General features: G+C 36.4%; 16 protein-coding genes. 3 read left to right on the forward strand and 13 right to left on the reverse strand.

What is annotated here, in order from left to right:
* Window positions 1-237: 237 nt before the first annotated feature.
* The 3 genes from BUA76_RS13205 to queG all read right to left on the reverse strand — a co-directional run bounded on the left by BUA76_RS13205 (window position 238) and on the right by queG (window position 2,863).
* Window positions 238-891 (reverse strand): murein L,D-transpeptidase catalytic domain-containing protein, encoded by a 654-nt coding sequence (locus BUA76_RS13205; protein WP_072885271.1) that lies wholly within the window; start codon window positions 889-891, stop codon window positions 238-240.
* Window positions 888-1,568 (reverse strand): TIGR02117 family protein, encoded by a 681-nt coding sequence (locus tag BUA76_RS13210; RefSeq protein ID WP_072885418.1) that lies wholly within the window; start codon window positions 1,566-1,568, stop codon window positions 888-890. Before BUA76_RS13210 ends, BUA76_RS13205 begins: the two co-directional genes overlap by 4 nt.
* 344 nt (window positions 1,569-1,912) lie before the next feature.
* The gene (gene queG / locus BUA76_RS13215) at window positions 1,913-2,863 is read right to left on the reverse strand and encodes a tRNA epoxyqueuosine(34) reductase QueG (RefSeq protein WP_072885272.1); all 951 of its coding nucleotides are present in this window, start codon (window positions 2,861-2,863) and stop codon (window positions 1,913-1,915) included.
* A 75-nt stretch (window positions 2,864-2,938) separates the two neighbouring features.
* On the opposite strand from queG, the gene BUA76_RS13220 reads away from it, so the two are divergent.
* The 3 genes from BUA76_RS13220 (at window position 2,939) to BUA76_RS13230 (ending at window position 5,170) form a co-directional block, all read left to right on the forward strand.
* Entirely contained in the window at window positions 2,939-4,153 is a 1,215-nt protein-coding gene (locus BUA76_RS13220; RefSeq protein WP_072885273.1) for an outer membrane beta-barrel protein, read from the forward strand.
* A gap of 75 nt (window positions 4,154-4,228) precedes the next feature.
* On the forward strand, window positions 4,229-4,528 hold the full coding sequence (locus tag BUA76_RS13225; RefSeq protein WP_029295168.1) for a rhodanese-like domain-containing protein: 300 nt from the start codon (window positions 4,229-4,231) through the stop codon (window positions 4,526-4,528).
* 27 nt (window positions 4,529-4,555) lie between these two features.
* A complete protein-coding gene (locus BUA76_RS13230; protein WP_072885274.1) occupies window positions 4,556-5,170 on the forward strand; it encodes an HD domain-containing protein in 615 nt (204 codons plus the stop codon).
* 436 nt (window positions 5,171-5,606) lie between these two features.
* Here the strand turns inward: BUA76_RS13230 and BUA76_RS13235 are convergent, their stop codons facing one another.
* The 10 genes from BUA76_RS13235 to BUA76_RS13280 form a co-directional block, all read right to left on the reverse strand.
* Window positions 5,607-6,596: an NAD(P)H-dependent flavin oxidoreductase gene (locus BUA76_RS13235; RefSeq protein ID WP_228408491.1), complete on the reverse strand. Its 990-nt coding sequence runs from the start codon at window positions 6,594-6,596 to the stop codon at window positions 5,607-5,609.
* A 78-nt stretch (window positions 6,597-6,674) separates the two neighbouring features.
* Complete coding sequence (locus BUA76_RS13240; RefSeq protein ID WP_072885275.1) at window positions 6,675-8,045, reverse strand: peptidylprolyl isomerase; 1,371 nt, start codon at window positions 8,043-8,045, stop codon at window positions 6,675-6,677.
* 88 nt (window positions 8,046-8,133) lie between these two features.
* The gene (locus BUA76_RS13245; RefSeq protein ID WP_072885276.1) at window positions 8,134-9,057 is read right to left on the reverse strand and encodes a PfkB family carbohydrate kinase; all 924 of its coding nucleotides are present in this window, start codon (window positions 9,055-9,057) and stop codon (window positions 8,134-8,136) included.
* A 28-nt stretch (window positions 9,058-9,085) separates the two neighbouring features.
* Complete coding sequence (gene gldD, locus BUA76_RS13250) at window positions 9,086-9,643, reverse strand: gliding motility lipoprotein GldD (RefSeq protein ID WP_072885277.1); 558 nt, start codon at window positions 9,641-9,643, stop codon at window positions 9,086-9,088.
* Window positions 9,644-9,956: 313 nt separating this feature from the next.
* Window positions 9,957-11,012, reverse strand: coding sequence for a diphosphomevalonate decarboxylase (locus BUA76_RS13255; RefSeq protein WP_072885278.1), 1,056 nt, complete (start codon window positions 11,010-11,012; stop codon window positions 9,957-9,959).
* Window positions 11,013-11,054: 42 nt separating this feature from the next.
* Entirely contained in the window at window positions 11,055-12,824 is a 1,770-nt protein-coding gene (locus BUA76_RS13260; RefSeq protein ID WP_072885279.1) for an AMP-dependent synthetase/ligase, read from the reverse strand.
* Entirely contained in the window at window positions 12,821-13,834 is a 1,014-nt protein-coding gene (locus tag BUA76_RS13265) for an NAD-dependent epimerase/dehydratase family protein (protein WP_072885280.1), read from the reverse strand. Before BUA76_RS13265 ends, BUA76_RS13260 begins: the two co-directional genes overlap by 4 nt.
* A gap of 213 nt (window positions 13,835-14,047) precedes the next feature.
* Entirely contained in the window at window positions 14,048-15,052 is a 1,005-nt protein-coding gene (locus tag BUA76_RS13270; RefSeq protein WP_072885281.1) for an MvdD family ATP-grasp ribosomal peptide maturase, read from the reverse strand.
* On the reverse strand, window positions 15,045-16,001 hold the full coding sequence (locus BUA76_RS13275) for an MvdC/MvdD family ATP grasp protein (protein WP_072885282.1): 957 nt from the start codon (window positions 15,999-16,001) through the stop codon (window positions 15,045-15,047). Before BUA76_RS13275 ends, BUA76_RS13270 begins: the two co-directional genes overlap by 8 nt.
* Before the next feature lie 90 nt (window positions 16,002-16,091).
* Window positions 16,092-16,313, reverse strand: a complete 222-nt coding sequence (locus tag BUA76_RS13280; RefSeq protein WP_072885283.1) for a microviridin/marinostatin family tricyclic proteinase inhibitor — start codon at window positions 16,311-16,313, stop codon at window positions 16,092-16,094.
* Window positions 16,314-16,325: the final 12 nt, after the last annotated feature.

Here is a 16,325-nt window from a genome sequence, read left to right on the forward strand (position 1 = left end):
AAGTACCATAATACTGTAAAAAGTAAAATAAATTACCAATAGTACAAATTTAATACATTATTTCAATGTTTCGATTTTTTAGATTGAGAATTGTAAAGAGATCAATAATAAAAGTTTTTTTTATACAGAATTTAGTACTAAATTTTAATTGCAAAAGACAAAAGTTACTCTCTTGGTCGTCAAGAAATAAGATTTCAAATCTTTTGATAATTTGCACTTAAATAAAGTTAATCAGGTCTATTTATTATAAATCCACATCAGAACAGGTTTTTTTGATTGCCGCAAAATTGGATCTATTTTCTTCATGGCATTATTGGATACAGTAGGACAGCCCCATCCTTCGGGAGAACCTGTAGGAAAAGTTTCTTCGTCGCTCATCAGTTCCCAGGAATGAAATACAATGATTCTTTTCAAGGCATTACTGTTGGTATTTTCCAGACCGTGCATTAAATATTTCACATTAATTCCCCAGTTACTGTATCCTCTTCCCTCAAGTTTATATTTACCTAAAGAAGAAAGATGACTTCCGTCTTCATTACTGAATTGCGGTTTATCTTTTGACTCATCACTGCTCCATCTGTTATTTCCGCAGCCATGCCCTACAAGGTAAGCGGCAGAAACAGAATCTTTTTTAAAATCCCAAATAAAAAACCGCTTCAATCCGGAATGAATGCTCATATCAATCAAAATACAGAAATCAGTATTCAGTTTCTTGTTTTTACAGAATTGCAGAGCTTCACGGGCTTTCTGTCTCATCTCTTTGAGATCAGGTTTATCTGCCACGGCATTATTTGAAGTTAAAGAACTTCCGGAATTGTTTTGCTGTTGTTCTTTCTGGCAGGAGAAGATGGCATATAAAAATATGATGCCTACGTAAAAGATTTTTCTCATTTTTTGTAATGCAGAAATATTCCGTAATCGGTTGGTGTCCAAAGCGCGGCTTTTTGTCCGGCGGCTTTCAGGGCATTGTTTGCCCACGTATTGCAGGTGTCGAGGAAGCTGTATCTGCCTTGGGCATCATAGAAGGCATCATTGTCTCCGTAAACCGCATTGGTAGGAATAAGAATATTTTTACCATCCTGATTTTTGTCAAATTTACCGTCAACAAATTTCACGAGTTCCTTGTATTGATTTTTGCTGATCATGATCATTTTACAATCGTCGCCTTCTTTCATTTCGCGGTAAAACGTACAGTGCATGGCAGATTCGCTGAGCCAGAAAGCAGCTTTAAAAGCGGTGGAAAATTTAAGATCAGCCCAGGTAGGAGTGTCCAGGTAAAAACCTTTATCGCCCCAGCCAATACCAACATATTTAAAATCTGTTTTTTTTGATTTTGTATTGGTGAAAGGAAGTTCTGCACTCCAGTCGTGAAGATCATTTTGTACGGGCATTACGATATCTGTATGTACACCGTTCGTATAAATATAAATGGGAATTTCTTTTTTCTCTCCGTCATCCTTGGCCGAAATTTCGATAAATGGCAGGAAATACCCGAGCGCGACATAAAGAGCAACAATACCTACAATAATTCCTAATGTTTTAAGAAGGAGAAGCAACATTTTTTTCACAATCAAGCTAATAAATATAGTTAATAAAATTTAATAATAATTTTCACAAAAGTATTGGATATAAACAAATTTATCTCTAAATTTAAGTACAAAATCTTCACAAATATGCAGAAAAACGCTAAATCCAACAAAAGATTTAAAATAAGAGTAAAAGTAGCTCCAAAAAGAGTACAAAAAAAACGTTGATTTTCGTAGGGATAAATAATCTCCGGAAGTCAATTTTTTTTTGAGAAAAATTTCTTATTTGTCTTTACATTTCGCCTCTTTAAATATTAAATTTAAGGAATGGCCATTTATCCATTTTACTTTGGAAATTAAAAAATTCCAGACAGGAGATTATCTCTCTAAAGATCTGCAGATTTATTATTCTTTTCCAGAAATTCAATATTTCTTTTTAATCCGGCAAACTTTGTTCTTTTAACAGGAGATTTTCTGAAGATCTCTGAAAAAAGTTCCTGCGTAAGCTCTTTCCACTCATCTTTTTTAAAATTTTTCAATGCTTCATTCGGGGCAAACTTTTTTTGCTGTGTGGGCGCTGAAAACCGGTTCCACGGACAAACATCCTGACATACATCACACCCGAACATCCAATCATCCATTTTATCTTTAAAATAATCCGGAATTTCATTTTTAAGTTCAATCGTAGCATAAGAAATGCATTTGGTGCCGTCAATAAGCTTATCCGAAACGATGGCATTGGTGGGACAGGCATCGATACATTTCCTGCAGGTTCCACAGTGATCTGTGGTAGCATGATCGGGAACTAATTCCAGATCGCAAATAATTTCGGCCAGAAAATAAAATGAACCGTTCTGTTTGGTGATGAGGTTGGCATTTTTTCCAACCCAGCCTATTCCTGATTTTCTAGCCCAGCTCCTTTCCAGTACCGGCGCAGAATCTACAAAAACCCTAAAGGCAAATTCGCCGATCTCTTGCTGTAATCCCGAAACCATTTCCCTGAGAATATCTTTGATGACTTCGTGATAGTCTTCCGCATAGGCATACTTTGAGATTTTAAAATTGTCCAGTGTCGGGATTTTTTCTTCGGGAAAATAATTATAAGAAAGAGAAATCACCGATTTTGAGCCTTCTACCAATAATCTCGGATCCAGCCTTTTATCGAAATGATTTTCCATATATTTCATTTCACCATGAAAATTACTCTTCAGCCATTCTTCAAGAGGTTTTGCATCTTCTTCCAGAAAATCAGCTTTAGAAATACCACAACTCTGAAAGCCAAAACTTTTTGCCTTGGCTTTTATCAACTGTGAATATTTTTCAGCGTTTGAATTCATAATTTTACCTTGCAAAACTAAGATTATTTTATAAATTTGCCGCTTTAAAATTCTTACAACAATTAAATTATAACCATGAAGAAAGTTATTTGGATAACCGCTATTACTGCAGCAGGATTATTACATGCACAAATTAAATTTGAAAAAGGTTATTTCGTAGATAATTCAGGAAAAAGAACTGATGCTTTCATAAAAAACCTGGACTGGAAAAACAATCCTACGGAATTTGAATTCAAAACAGACGAATCTTCATCGGAAATAAAAAAAGAAACCATTAAAAACATCCAGGAATTCGGGATTGATAATGAACAAAGATATACAAGAAAAACCGTTATGATAGATGGCTCTTCCAAACAATTAAACAATCTTTCTAATGAAAGAAAACCAGAATTCACAGAAGAGACCGTGTTCCTGAAATATGTTGTTGAAGGAAAAGCAGATCTTTTATATTATGAAAACGGTGATCTGGAAAAATTCTTCATTTCCACTAATGGCTCTGATGTAAAACAGCTTATTTACAAGCCCTATTATATCAATGCTTCATCAGTAGCTTACAATGAAGATTATAAAAAACAGATTCTGGATAATCTTAACTGTGGGGTGGATCTTACAGATGTTAATAATCTGAAGTATAAATCCAGTGATCTCGTTAAAGTTTTCCTGAAATATAACCAATGTTCAAACAGCACTGCGATCAATTATAATCAGAATTACGAAAAACGGGATCTGTTTAACCTTACCGTAAGACCCGGAATTAATCTTTCCTCCTTTGAAATCTCAAACAGTTCATTTGTAACAAGCGAATCCAATAAATTTGATAATAAAGTAACTTTCAGAATTGGTTTGGAAGCTGAATTAATTCTTCCATTCAACAAAAATAAATGGGCAATTTTTGCTGAACCGACCTATCAATATTACAAAGCGGAAAAGGACTTTGTCGTTTACCAGGGACAGGCTTCTGAAAACATACGAACCAGAAGCATCGATTATAAATCGATCGAAATCCCTATTGGGATCAGATATTATTTATTTTTGAATGACAAATCAAAGCTTTTCATTAATGCAGCTTACAATGTTGATTTTGAAATGAATTCAAACATTTATTATGATTTTCAGTCCCTTAAAACTTCTTCTGCAAGCAATTTTTCTTTCGGTGCAGGGTATAAATACAACGATAAATTCGTTGTGGAATTCCGCACTTCCACAAAAAGAGACCTTTTGCAAAACAACACCATCATCAATACCGGATATAGGACGTCTTCTCTTATATTAGGATATACACTATTCTAGAAAAACCATTAAGATCATCCATTTTCAGTAGAATTTTACGTATTTTCGTAATGAGTTTAATCTAAAAAACAAATTATGTCTCTATCAGAAGTTTTAAAATCAGGAAATTATGCATTAATTGACGTTCGCGAGCCTATGGAGCTTGAAATGGACGGGAATATTGATGGTGCTAAAAATATTCCTCTGGGGGAAGTGGAAGACAGACAAGAAGAAATCCTGTCAATAGAGAAGCCGGTAATTATTTTCTGCAGAAGCGGAAACAGAAGCGGAAAGGCTTTAGAATATCTTAACACACAAGGCCTGAAGGAAGGTTATAACGGCGGAGGCTGGGCAGAGCTGAAGCAGGCTATCGAAGCAAATCAGGGAACTTTTTAAAGTTCCTTTTTTATTTAAACCTGTATTATGCGGTTGAAAGAAGTATATTTTAGCATTTGTTCGGAACTTACGGATGATCAGAATCTTATTGAAAGTTTTTGGACAGAAATCGATAAAAAATATTGTGAAAAAGAAAGACATTATCACAATTTCGACCATCTGGAAAATATGTTCCGGGAATTAAATGGCATAAAAGCTGATATACAGGATTACACTGCCATTGCTTTTTCAGTGTTTTATCACGATGTTATTTACAATGCTTCTTCAAAATCAAATGAAGAAAAGAGTGCTCGTTTTGCAGAAAAACACCTGAAGCAAATTGGCGCCCAAGCAGGATTTATTGAAAAAATTTCCCGGCAGATTATGGCTACCAGGTTTCATGACAAATCCGGCGATAATGATACGGATTATCTTGTGGATGCTGACCTTTCAGTACTTGGTCAAGAGCCTGAAAAATATAAAGAATATACTCAAAAAGTAAGAAAGGAATATTGTATTTATCCTGATTTTCTTTATAATCCGGGAAGAAAAAAAGTACTGCAGCATTTTCTGGAATCTGAAAGTATTTTTAAAACAGAGTATTTTAAGGAAAAATATGAACAGCAGGCCATAAAGAATATTCGTTCAGAAATCGAATATTAAAATTGGGGCTAAAGCCAATATTGATTTTTTTAAAGTAAAGCGGGCTCCTATTGAGTTTTGCTGATTTCTATGATAAGCTCCTCCGATTTCTTCAAACTATTTCAGAAAACAGAATATTATTTAACCTGAGTTCGGAATAAGTTTATACAAAACGCAAAGCTAAACAAAAGTATCAATCACAGGGTTTTTAAAAATTTAAGATATACAAAGGCATAAAACTTATCAAAGTAATACAAAACTCTTGTATTACTTTGATAAACGAAGTGGCATTGTTTAACTTAAAAGCGTTTCAAAAATTAAATATTTCTTTGTTTCTCTTTGTGCTTTTTGTATCACAAATTTATTTATTATTATCCCGAACTCACGTTATTTATTTTGGATACGGTTTATGGTTTACCATTTACATTCATAATCCTTCTCTCCATTAATTTAACTATTATAAAACCGGGTTGCCTGTATTTCTGAATTCTTCCAACAAATTGCTGAATACTTTATCTACAGGAAGAACTTCATCAATCAAAGCGGAAACCTGTCCTATTTCCAGTTCACCTTCCTCCATATCACCTTCAAACATTCCTTTTTTTGCTCTTGCACGCCCAAGAGATGCGATCAGTAATTCTTTATTTCTTCCGGTAATATAAATATCTTCAAGTTCGTTGAAAAACTTGTTTTTAACCATTCTTACAGGTGCAAGTTCTTTCAAAGTAAGATGGGTATCTCCTTCCTGAAGTTGGGTTATTTTTTGCTTCCAGTTTTCGTGGGCACTTGCTTCTGCAGTTGCGGCAAAACGTGAACCGATCTGCACTCCGTCTGCTCCCAGGATCATTGCCGCTTTCATTTGTGAACCCAAAGCGATACCTCCGGCTGCGATCAAAGGTTTTGAAATATGTTTTTTCACATTCGGAATCAGGCAGAAAGTGGTAGTTTCATCCCTTCCGTTGTGTCCTCCGGCTTCAAAGCCTTCTGCCACTATTGCATCTACGCCAGCTTCTTCGCATTTGATGGCAAATTTGGTAGAGGAAACTACATGAGCTACTTTCAATCCTTCTTTCTGTAACGTTTCCGTGTATGTTTTAGGATTTCCGGCTGATGTGAAAACAATCTTTACACCTTCTTCCAGTATAATCTGTATTACCTCATCAATATTCGGATAAAGCATCGGAACATTTACCCCGAAAGGCTTATCCGTTGCCTGTTTACATTTTTTGATATTTTCACGTAATATGTCGGGATACATGCTTCCTGCACCAATAAGGCCCAGCCCTCCGCAGTTAGATACTGCCGAAGCAAGTCTCCATCCCGAATGCCAGATCATTCCGCCCTGAATAATTGGATATTGGATATTAAAAAGTTGGGTGATTCTGTTTTGACCCTGCTGCATCTCGTGAAGCTTTTTAGCCGAATTGAAATCTATAAAATTGCTCATGCTGTAAAAATAATAAAAAACAGGATTTATCGGGAGTTTCGAATAAAAAAACCTTCAGAAAATTCTGAAGGCTAAGTATTATTTTTTGATGGCGTCTTTCTTCCAGTTTCCTTTGAAGGCGCACTCGTTATAACGTCCGTCTATGGAAATAAATGTTGTTGGAAGTTTTGAATTAACAAACTTTTCCACCATTTCACTCCTCCTCTTATTAAGAGCCATTTGTTTGATTCTGTCATAATCCGTTTCCAAGGTTATCTGGTGCGAAGGAATTACATCTTCAATTTTGATGATCTTCACCACTTTTCTGTCTCTTTCGTCTTTGTCGTCAAATGCATTGGTAATATCTCCTTTATTAAGACCAGCCAGCTCATAGCTGATGGTTCCCGGAACAGATTCTCTTTCTATTTTGCTGGAACCATCTGATCCCGGGATTACCCCGGCATTGAACTTTGTTCTTTTATCGTCTGAGAATCTGAATGCAGCATCTTTGAAGGTAATTTTACCACTGGAAATCAAGCCTCTGATGCTGTCTAATTTCACTTTCGCTGTTTTAATTTCTTCATCCGTAGGAGTTGCCATTAAAAGAATATGCCTTGCATCATAGATCTTACCTGCTTTTCTCACCAGCTGTATGATATGATAACCGAATTCTGATTCTATCGGATCTGAAATTTCACCTTCCTGAAGATTCAGAGCAGCGGCTTCAAAAGGTTTTACCATCTGTCCTTTAGAAATATTTTTCATAAGTCCGCCATTTGAAGCAGATCCCGGATCTTCTGAATAGATTCTTGCCTGGCTCTCAAAACTCTCTCCTCCTTCAATATCTTTTTTAATTTTTTTCAACCTGTTGATAAGATCCTCCTTATGAGCTTCAGTAAGTTTAGGATACATCATAATCTGCGATAAAGAAACTTCATCTTTTATTTCCGGAAGCTGGGTCTTATACATATTGTAGAAGTCCGTTACCTCATTTGGAGTAACGTCTGCTTTTTCTGTAATTCTCTGGTATTTGGCCTGTGCGTAATATTGATCTGTGTCAATTTTCTCGATCGCATTTTTCATTTCATAGCCGTTCCTGAATTTATAGGCAGCCAGCATCGTTTTTTCATCAGGAAACTGTGACAGCAACTGCTGATATTTTGCGTTAGCCTGTTCTTTAATTGCTGCAGAACGGTTTTCGATCAGTGTATCTTTTCTTGCCTCGTATACCAGAAGCTTATTATTGAGAAGGTTTTCCAAAAACTCACACTTATCAATATTGGTAGTTCCCTGCTGTTTTGCATAGTTCATCTGCTCATTTACGTCAGACTCCAGAACAATTTCATCACCGATTACAGCAGCAATACCATCCACTAAATCTCCTTGTTTCAGCTGAGCATTCAGCGAATTTACACCAAAAAGGATGATGAAAATTCCAAAAAGAAAAGTGATCTTAAGTTTATTTATCATTTTACTATTTTAAACAAGTTGCAAATTTAGAATTCTTAATGAATTACACTAAATTTTTTATTATAAATATTTCTTAAAAAAGACGTATTTATTGTAGTTCTATATCAAAAGTTGTCAATTCCTTAAACTGTTTTAGTCTTCGGAACATATCGGCTTCATTTACCTCTTCAATTCTTTCGGTTCCGAATTTTTCAACGGTGAAAGATGCCATTGCCGAACCTACGATCAAAGCAGATTTCATAGTTTCGAAATCGGTTTTTCCTTTTTTAGCCAGATAAGCTGCAAAACCTCCTGCAAAAGTATCTCCCGCTCCGGTAGGATCGAAAACTTCTTCCAACGGCAGCGCCGGAATGGCAAACACTTTATTGTCATGGAAAAGCAAAGCACCGTGTTCTCCTTTTTTGATGATGACGTATTCCGGTCCCATTTCGTGTATTTTTTTAGCTGCTTTTACCAGAGAGTATTCTCCTGAAAGTTGTCTTGCTTCTTCGTCGTTAATAGTAATGACATCTGTTTTAGCAATCATTTCCATTAAAATATCCCAGGCGGTATCCATCCAGAAATTCATCGTATCAAGGATAACCAACTTTGGACGGTTGTGCATTTTTTCCAATACCGAAAGCTGTACGCCAGGGTGAAGGTTTCCTAATAACAAAATCTCCGCATCTTGCATAGAATCCGGGATTTTAGGATCAAAATTTTCCAGAACATTCACTTCTGTAGCCAATGTATCTCTGGTGTTAAGGTCATTGTGATATTTACCGGACCAGAAAAATGTTTTGCCATCTTTCACGATTTCAATTCCTTCTATATTTACGTTTCTGTTGGTGAACATATCAAGATGTTTCTGCGGAAAATCTCCTCCCACTACGGAAACGATTCCTGATTTTACTCCAAGTACGGATGAAGTAATTCCGATATAGGTTGCCGCACCTCCCAAAATTTTGTCTGTTTTACCAAATGGTGTTTCGATTGCATCGAATGCAACACTTCCTACAACTAAAAGTTTCATATTTTTTTCAAAGTATATTTAAGAGTAATTAATTTTTCCATTCAAATGTGTCCAAAAGGTGTTTCATATCTTTTTTGATATAATCCACCGCCGGTGCCAGCGAATCTGGCTTGGGTCTTGTATTGAAATATAAATAGGCCGTTACAAAATGTTTTGTACTGTCTGTAATGTAAAACTGAAGGTTTGAAGCACTTTGTCCTTTCAACTCATAAAAATTTCCATAGACTTTTTTATCAGGATATTCAAATGATTTGGTATCAATGGCACTAGCTTTTATCGTATGCTCATACACCATTTTTTCAGCTTCCTGAATGTGGGCGGCAAAATCATTTTGTATCGGGTAATACGTTACAAAAATTTTCGCTTTCATTTTCGGATAGTTCAGATAATACCAGCAAGGTCTTTTGGCTTGTGTGATTGTTGCAAAATCGGAATATTCAAAAGTATAAGCACAGTTGTTTTCAAACTTCTGGTATTTCGGGGCAGGATATTCCAGACGAAGCTCACCGTAAGGTTTCGGAACGGGATCTTTGGAACAGGACACGAATATCAGTGCGATAAAAATAAAAAAGACGTTTTTAAACATTTTGCAAAAGTACAAATTAGATTTCAGATTTCGGAAGACAAATTTCGGCATTTCAATCTGTAAGAATGATTTTACAATTGATTTTTTTGATACTTTGTACCTGTTAAAAAGCCCACTTTAATTTAAATCGCCAATTATTTAACATTAAGATTTTATAACGTTTTAAGATCAATTAAGAAAATATCTTTGCTATTAAAGATAAGACAATTATTATGGCTTATAGACTCAACACTTCTTTCTTTAATTTTTTAATTTAAACCATTTTATAATAAAAAAACGAACTTTAAAGTCCGTTCTGTTATATTTAATTCATTTAAAATCTCATCATGTCTTTTACAACTCCTCCATTCTGTGTATACTGCAGCAATTCCGTTTCAATGAATAATTTTATTGTTTTCTCGGAACCGTTATTCGGAAATAGAAGGTGAACATTGGCGCCTGCATCAAGGGTAAAGAATAAAGACAGGCCTGTTTCTTTTCTGAAATCCCAGATTTTATTGATAACTTCCAGTGTTCCTGTTTTCATGAGAATAAATGCAGGATCGCTCATCATCATCATCGCATGGAGCGTTAATGCCTCATGTTCAACGAGTTTTATGAACCGCGGCAGATCTCCGGCGGCAAGGATTTCCTTCATTGGGCCAAAATTTTCCCTTGCTTCCTGAAATCTTCTGTCGGCGTAAGGATTGGTATTCATCAGGCCGTGTCCTACCGTTGAGGAAACGCTTTTCTCCCCTTCATGAATCAGCAGAACCCAATCATTAAAATCTTTAAAAATTTCATGAATTTCATCATTGGGATACTGAACAGCAAAAAGATCCGAGCTTTCTTTCACCTGGCATTCTCCCCAAACCACCAGTCCGTTATACAAACTTCTGCAAGCACTTCCGCTTCCCAGTCTTGCCAAAAAAGAGGCTTTTCTCAATGATTCCTCTTCCGAAGTTTTTCCCGAGAAAATTTCATCCAGATTCATCAGGCATTTTGCAATCGCACCGAAACCGGAAGCCGAACTTGCAATTCCTGAGCTGTGCGGGAATGTGTTTTCAGTCCTGATTACATATTTGCCTTTTAAAATCCAGGGAAGATATTGTTCTATATTCGTAAAGTATTTTTCAATTTTAGCTGCAAATTTAGGTTCCTCATTGCCCGCCAGAAAAGTCTGCACGGAAAATGTTTCATTTGCCGAAAATTCTACAGTGGTATTGGTTTTACAATGATTCAATGTATAGCTGATACTCGGATTTGCAGGAATCTGATTATCATATTTGCCCCAATATTTAATCAGCGCTATGTTTGACGGACAGCTTTCTGAAACCGTCTGATTTTGTACCGTAAATTCTTTTTTTCCTAAAAATTCCTGTGTTGTCATAACTCTTTTTTTTGTCAATCAGCTTATTAATCCATCTATTTATTAGTACATCTGATCAATAATCTCCGCATATTTTTTAAGAACCACATTTCTCTTCACTTTCAGCGTAGGTGTTATTTCTCCGGTGTTGATTTCAAATTCTGCGGGCATTAAAGTAAACTTTTTCACTTTTTCAAAGTCGGACAAATGTTCCTGAAGTTCTTTAATTTTCTGTTTATAGAAATCGTTTACCGTTTTGTTCTTCACTGTCTCTTCCCAATTTGTAAACGGAATATTATTTTTTTTAAGATAATCCTTCAGAAATTCAAAATTAGGAACAATAAGCGCTGAAGCGAATTGTCTTCCTTCCGCGATCATGACGATCTGCTGGATGAAATTATTATTGGTAAGAAGATTTTCAATCTGCTGTGGAGCAATATATTTTCCGTTTGATGTTTTCATAAGGTCTTTCAGGCGATCGGTGATGATAAGATTTCCCTTTTCATCGATCTTTCCGGCATCACCGGTTTTAAACCATCCGTCTTCCGTGAACACTTTTCGGGTATCTTCCGGATTGTTGTAATAGCCTTTCATAATTCCGTTTCCTCTGGCCTGGATTTCATCCTGATCTCCGATACGGATTTCCACACCGGGAAGCGGTTTTCCGCTGGTTCCGTGCTCAAAATGAGTGAAAGGGAAAAGCGTAAGAGTTGCAGTAGTTTCCGTCAGTCCATATCCTACGGTAACGTGAATTCCTACCGATTCAAAAAAACGGGTTACTTCGGGAGATAATGAAGCTCCGCCACAAGGCAAGAACCAGAGCCTTCCTCCCATTTTGTCTTTAATTTTGCTGAAGACTAAGGTATCTGCAAGTGACTGCTTTATTTTTAAACCGAACGGAATTGATTTTTCGTTTCTTGTTAATTCGGCAGTCTCCCACCCTGTTTTTACGGCCCAGTTGAAGATTTTTTTCTTGAGCGAAGAACCTTCTTCTGCCTTTTCCAGCACGCCTGCGTAGATTTTCTGGAAAAACCTCGGAACAGCACACATCATTGTAGGTTTAACCTCTTCCAGCGTGTTCGCAATATTTTTAGGGTCTTCTAGAAAATACACTCTTGCACCACCGTACAGACAAAGAAGGCTCCAGCTGCGTTCAAAAACATGGCTTAAAGGCAGAAATGCCAGAGAAAGCTCTTCTTCGAAATTTTTAAATTTAAAAAACTCAAAATGGGCATCAAAAGCTTTGATGAAATTACCGTGGGTCAGCATTACTCCTTTTGGCGTACCGGTGGTTCCGGAAGTATAAATCAATGTGGCAACATCATCATTTTCTTTTGGACTGAATTCTCCTTCTGAAGCTGATTTTGCAATGAAATCTTCCAAATAAAAACTGCTGAATTCTTTTTTGATCCACACTGCTTTTTTGGAAACAATAATCGTTTCGAGGCTGCATTCTTTTTTCTGCAGAATTTCAAGGCAGGCATCATACTGCGCCTGGTCTCCTACCAGAATAATTTTTGCTCCGGAATCTTTAATGATGTATTCTGCCTGTTCTGCATTATTGGTTGAATAAATGGGTACGGTGACCGCACCTAAAGACATCGCCGCAAGATCAAAGATCATCCATTCCGAAGAATTATCAGAATAGATGGAAACTTTATCGTTTTCCTTGATTCCCGCTTCTTTCAGAGCATTGGCTGTTTTAAAAACAATTTCCGAGAATTTCTTCCAGCTCAGCTCTTTCCATCCTTCATTCTTCTTTTTAAATCCAATGGCTGGTTTTAAGGGATGTTTCTCTATATTTTTTTGAATGATTGCCTCCGCAAGATTCATTGTTTTGCCTTTTTATCGTTAATATAATTTTTAAGATGAAAATCTATGGTTTCTTCCAACGGGATAAATGTATAATTTAGTCTTTCCTTTACTTTTTTATTGGATATGATTTTCATTCGGGAAATCGCTTCTACATTTGATTTTGTTACCATTTTGAGCTGTGGAATAAGCCATCCGAAAAGCATATTCGCCACGATTCCCATATTAAGCTGAAATTTTGTGAGTACTTTTGCTTCTTTTAATCCAAGCTCTTTTCTGATCTGCTTTGCCAGTTCGGCATATCTTTTATTTTCAGAAATAATGATAAACCGTTCCCCGAAAATATTTCTTTCCATGAGTTCAACCGATATTTCCGCAACATCCCTTACGTCTGCATAGCTGGTTCCGCCGGAAAAGGTAAAGCCGTTTTTTTCCATGGTAGGAAATACATCGCCGCTGCTCTTGCCCCAGCTTCCGCTTCCGATGATCATTCCCGGGTTTATAATTACGACATTCAGACCTTCCGCAGATGCTCTCCAGACTTCCATTTCGGCAAGATGTTTTGAAATGGCATAAGCGGAATGATCCTCTTTAGGATTAAAATCAGAATCTTCGTCAAGCTCGCCGTTTTCATTATCTATATCGAGAACAGCAACGGAACTTACGTGTAGAAATTTCTTTACCTCCGAATTTTCGCAGGCATATAGAAGGTTTTGGGTTCCTTTCACGTTGGTATGGTACATTTCTTTTGCATCATCCGGATTGAAACCGACTTTGGCTGCACAGTGGTATACTTCATCCACGCCTTTCAGCGCATCCTGAATCGACTGAATATCATCAAAATCGACATTTATCCATTCTATCTTATTGAAAAAATCGTCAGGATTTTCCGTATAAAATGAATAGGAATGCTTTACTTCGTCTAAATTGCTTGTCGCTCTCTTAGCAGCCCGAACGTTTTTTCCTTTTTTAAGAAGCTCCAAAACGATTACCCTGCCTAGAATTCCGGTAGCACCTGTTACAAAAACCATCCGTTATTTTTACTTGGTTGACTTATTTATGCTCATATTCTCCTTCTCTGCAAATTTGCGATTTTTAAAGGAGAATTCAATTTTTAATTAATGACAAATTACAATAAATTGAAATAATAACCTAAAAACAGATCACCTGAAGTCATGAATCAAAAAAAACGGGCATTGCCCGCTCTTCATTAAAAATTAAAAAAAATCATTTTTGTTGTTATGCTATGCCAAAACTTCATTGCTTCTTCTTGGAGCTTTATCGCATAAAATATCGGCAATGCTTTTTGAGATCAGGTTTCCTTCAGTAAGGTTATCCAGCCAGAAAAATTCTCCTGCCGCATTGATTTCAATAAAATAATATTCGTCTTCGGGAGAAACAATAATGTCAATTGCGCCATAATCCACATGATACACGTCCAGAAGCTCCAGCAATTTTGCTTCGACATCAGAAGGAAGCTCCGTAGGAACCCATTTATCAATAAGATTGACCCCGTCTTTTCTCCAGTCTATTTTTGCGGCATCCGACTGCTGGGAATCTATTTCAAAAGCGAAAATATCCCTTCCGACAACCGTTACCCGGAGTTCTTTTTTCTTCTCTATTTTTTTCTGAAACTGCATTGGGCAATACAAAAGTGTATCCAACTCTTCCAGTTTGTCTTCATTGACAACATTAGTGAAAACCACACTTTCCACACCATCTTCATAAATGGCAAATCCGGTCTGCATTTTAGCCACTACATTCTGATGTTTTATGATAAACTGTTTTGCTTCTTCGGGATTGTTGGTAATGCAGGTCTCCGGAATTTTAAGTCCGATTTTATCTGCAATTTTGAGCTGCTCTTCTTTGCTGTCCAGTCTTCTGTAAACACTTGGTTTTCCAAGCGAATAGACATCAACAGATTCTAAAAACCCGAACAGGGTATTTCTTATTTCTCCCATCGCCGCGCCGTAAAACTTCTCGTCGATTTCCTCTCTCAGGCCCCGTCCCATATTATAAGCACGTCTGTACCAAACTGCCGAAATATCATCCAGATGGTGTCTTTTATCATGAGTTTCAAGAACGGTGGTCCATTTTCCATCCTGGAATGTGGAAGATAGTTTATTGGTTAAGGGATATTCATCTACATTAAAGCGAATTACTTCGCATCCGTTCTTATCAATATATTCGGTTACTTTTTCAATTGAAAAATTATCTCCGGTATGGGTAATTATTAAAATTTTATTCATTGGTTTTCATTCTTTTTATAAGATTATCGGCAATTCTTTGTACGATAGGAAAATTAAGATCTTTCTGCAGCATTCCCCACTCTCCCTGCGGATTAACCTCGAGAAAATAATATCTCCCGTCTTTTCCGCGGATCATGTCTATGGCTCCCATGTAAAGTCCCATTTCTTTCATCATTCCTGTGAGACCTGACTTTATATTTTCGGGAAGATCATATTCTGACCAGAAGTAGTTTCCTTTTGCAATCCTCCAATCGGTATTTTCGCTGTTATTGATTTTACCGGTGAAGAATTCTCCGTCAAGATAAATAATCCTCAGCTCATATTCTTTTTCGATGTAAGGCTGAAAGATCATTGGGCAGTATTGGATATCTGCAATATTTTCAAGAGAATCTTCATCAATAATTTGGGTTGAAAGAAGATTTTCTCCGCCCATTGATTTTGAAATAACTCCGTGAAGCTTGGCAACCATTTTTCCGCTGCCATAAGTATAAAAAAATGTAGTAATGGCTTCGGCATCGTTTGAAAAAAGAGTTTTTGGTACAATCAGCCCTTTTTTTTCAGCGATTTTGAGCTGGAGTATTTTATTGCCGTCTATTTTGTTTTCAATTTCGAAAGGATTAATCCACGGAAGATGTTCCAATGCTGTGAAAAGATTGTAACGCAGGGTGGAATATTCTTTAATAAAGATCTTTTTATACTCTTCATCCAGTTCTTCGGGAGTTTCAATTCTCCATGATTTCCTGTGCCAGACACTTTTTACGTCTTCAGACTTTAATGTATTTCCAAATTCGTCGATAAGTTTAAAAGAATTCTGGCTGATGCAGATTTTCTGAGCATGGTTAAGTTTATCAGAGTTCAGTCTGAAATACGGAATATTTTTCGAGGTAAGGTATTCAAAAAAGAGATCAATATTGTAAAAATCCCGTGAATGTGTAATGCAAAGAATCATTTGCCTGTTTTTTTATTAAAAAAGGAAACTTAGAGCGTAAGTTTCCTTTTTATATGATTTTGTTAATGTATTAGATATCAACAATTCCATTTACACAGTCGGAACATCATCGTCACCGTCTGATGGATATTTCATGGTCTGTAATAAGTCCAGCGTTGGTTTTGTTACCGTATCCGCAGTTTTTGATGTGGTAGCGCTATCTAACCTAATATCCGTAATTTCATTTCCTCCTTTGATTTTCTCAGGATCCTGAAGTTGCTTTTCAAGGAATGATGCGAAAAAAGGCTTCTTTTTTGAATTTTTATTTTTCATAATAATTAATTT

The organism is Chryseobacterium takakiae (assembly GCF_900129385.1).
In the GTDB taxonomy this organism is placed as follows: domain Bacteria; phylum Bacteroidota; class Bacteroidia; order Flavobacteriales; family Weeksellaceae; genus Chryseobacterium; species Chryseobacterium takakiae.

Coding starts and splice junctions, on each gene's coding strand:
- BUA76_RS13205 (WP_072885271.1), bottom strand. CDS start 891: ATGAGAAAAATCTTTTACGTAGGCATCATATTTTTATATGCCATCTTC.
- BUA76_RS13230 (WP_072885274.1), top strand. CDS start 4,556: ATGCGGTTGAAAGAAGTATATTTTAGCATTTGTTCGGAACTTACGGAT.
- BUA76_RS13275 (WP_072885282.1), bottom strand. CDS start 16,001: ATGATTCTTTGCATTACACATTCACGGGATTTTTACAATATTGATCTC.
- BUA76_RS13265 (WP_072885280.1), bottom strand. CDS start 13,834: ATGGTTTTTGTAACAGGTGCTACCGGAATTCTAGGCAGGGTAATCGTT.
- BUA76_RS13280 (WP_072885283.1), bottom strand. CDS start 16,313: ATGAAAAATAAAAATTCAAAAAAGAAGCCTTTTTTCGCATCATTCCTT.
- BUA76_RS13270 (WP_072885281.1), bottom strand. CDS start 15,052: ATGAATAAAATTTTAATAATTACCCATACCGGAGATAATTTTTCAATT.
- gldD (WP_072885277.1), bottom strand. CDS start 9,643: ATGTTTAAAAACGTCTTTTTTATTTTTATCGCACTGATATTCGTGTCC.
- BUA76_RS13240 (WP_072885275.1), bottom strand. CDS start 8,045: ATGATAAATAAACTTAAGATCACTTTTCTTTTTGGAATTTTCATCATC.
- queG (WP_072885272.1), bottom strand. CDS start 2,863: ATGAATTCAAACGCTGAAAAATATTCACAGTTGATAAAAGCCAAGGCA.
- BUA76_RS13245 (WP_072885276.1), bottom strand. CDS start 9,057: ATGAAACTTTTAGTTGTAGGAAGTGTTGCATTCGATGCAATCGAAACA.
- BUA76_RS13260 (WP_072885279.1), bottom strand. CDS start 12,824: ATGAATCTTGCGGAGGCAATCATTCAAAAAAATATAGAGAAACATCCC.
- BUA76_RS13220 (WP_072885273.1), top strand. CDS start 2,939: ATGAAGAAAGTTATTTGGATAACCGCTATTACTGCAGCAGGATTATTA.
- BUA76_RS13255 (WP_072885278.1), bottom strand. CDS start 11,012: ATGACAACACAGGAATTTTTAGGAAAAAAAGAATTTACGGTACAAAAT.
- BUA76_RS13225 (WP_029295168.1), top strand. CDS start 4,229: ATGTCTCTATCAGAAGTTTTAAAATCAGGAAATTATGCATTAATTGAC.
- BUA76_RS13235 (WP_228408491.1), bottom strand. CDS start 6,596: ATGAGCAATTTTATAGATTTCAATTCGGCTAAAAAGCTTCACGAGATG.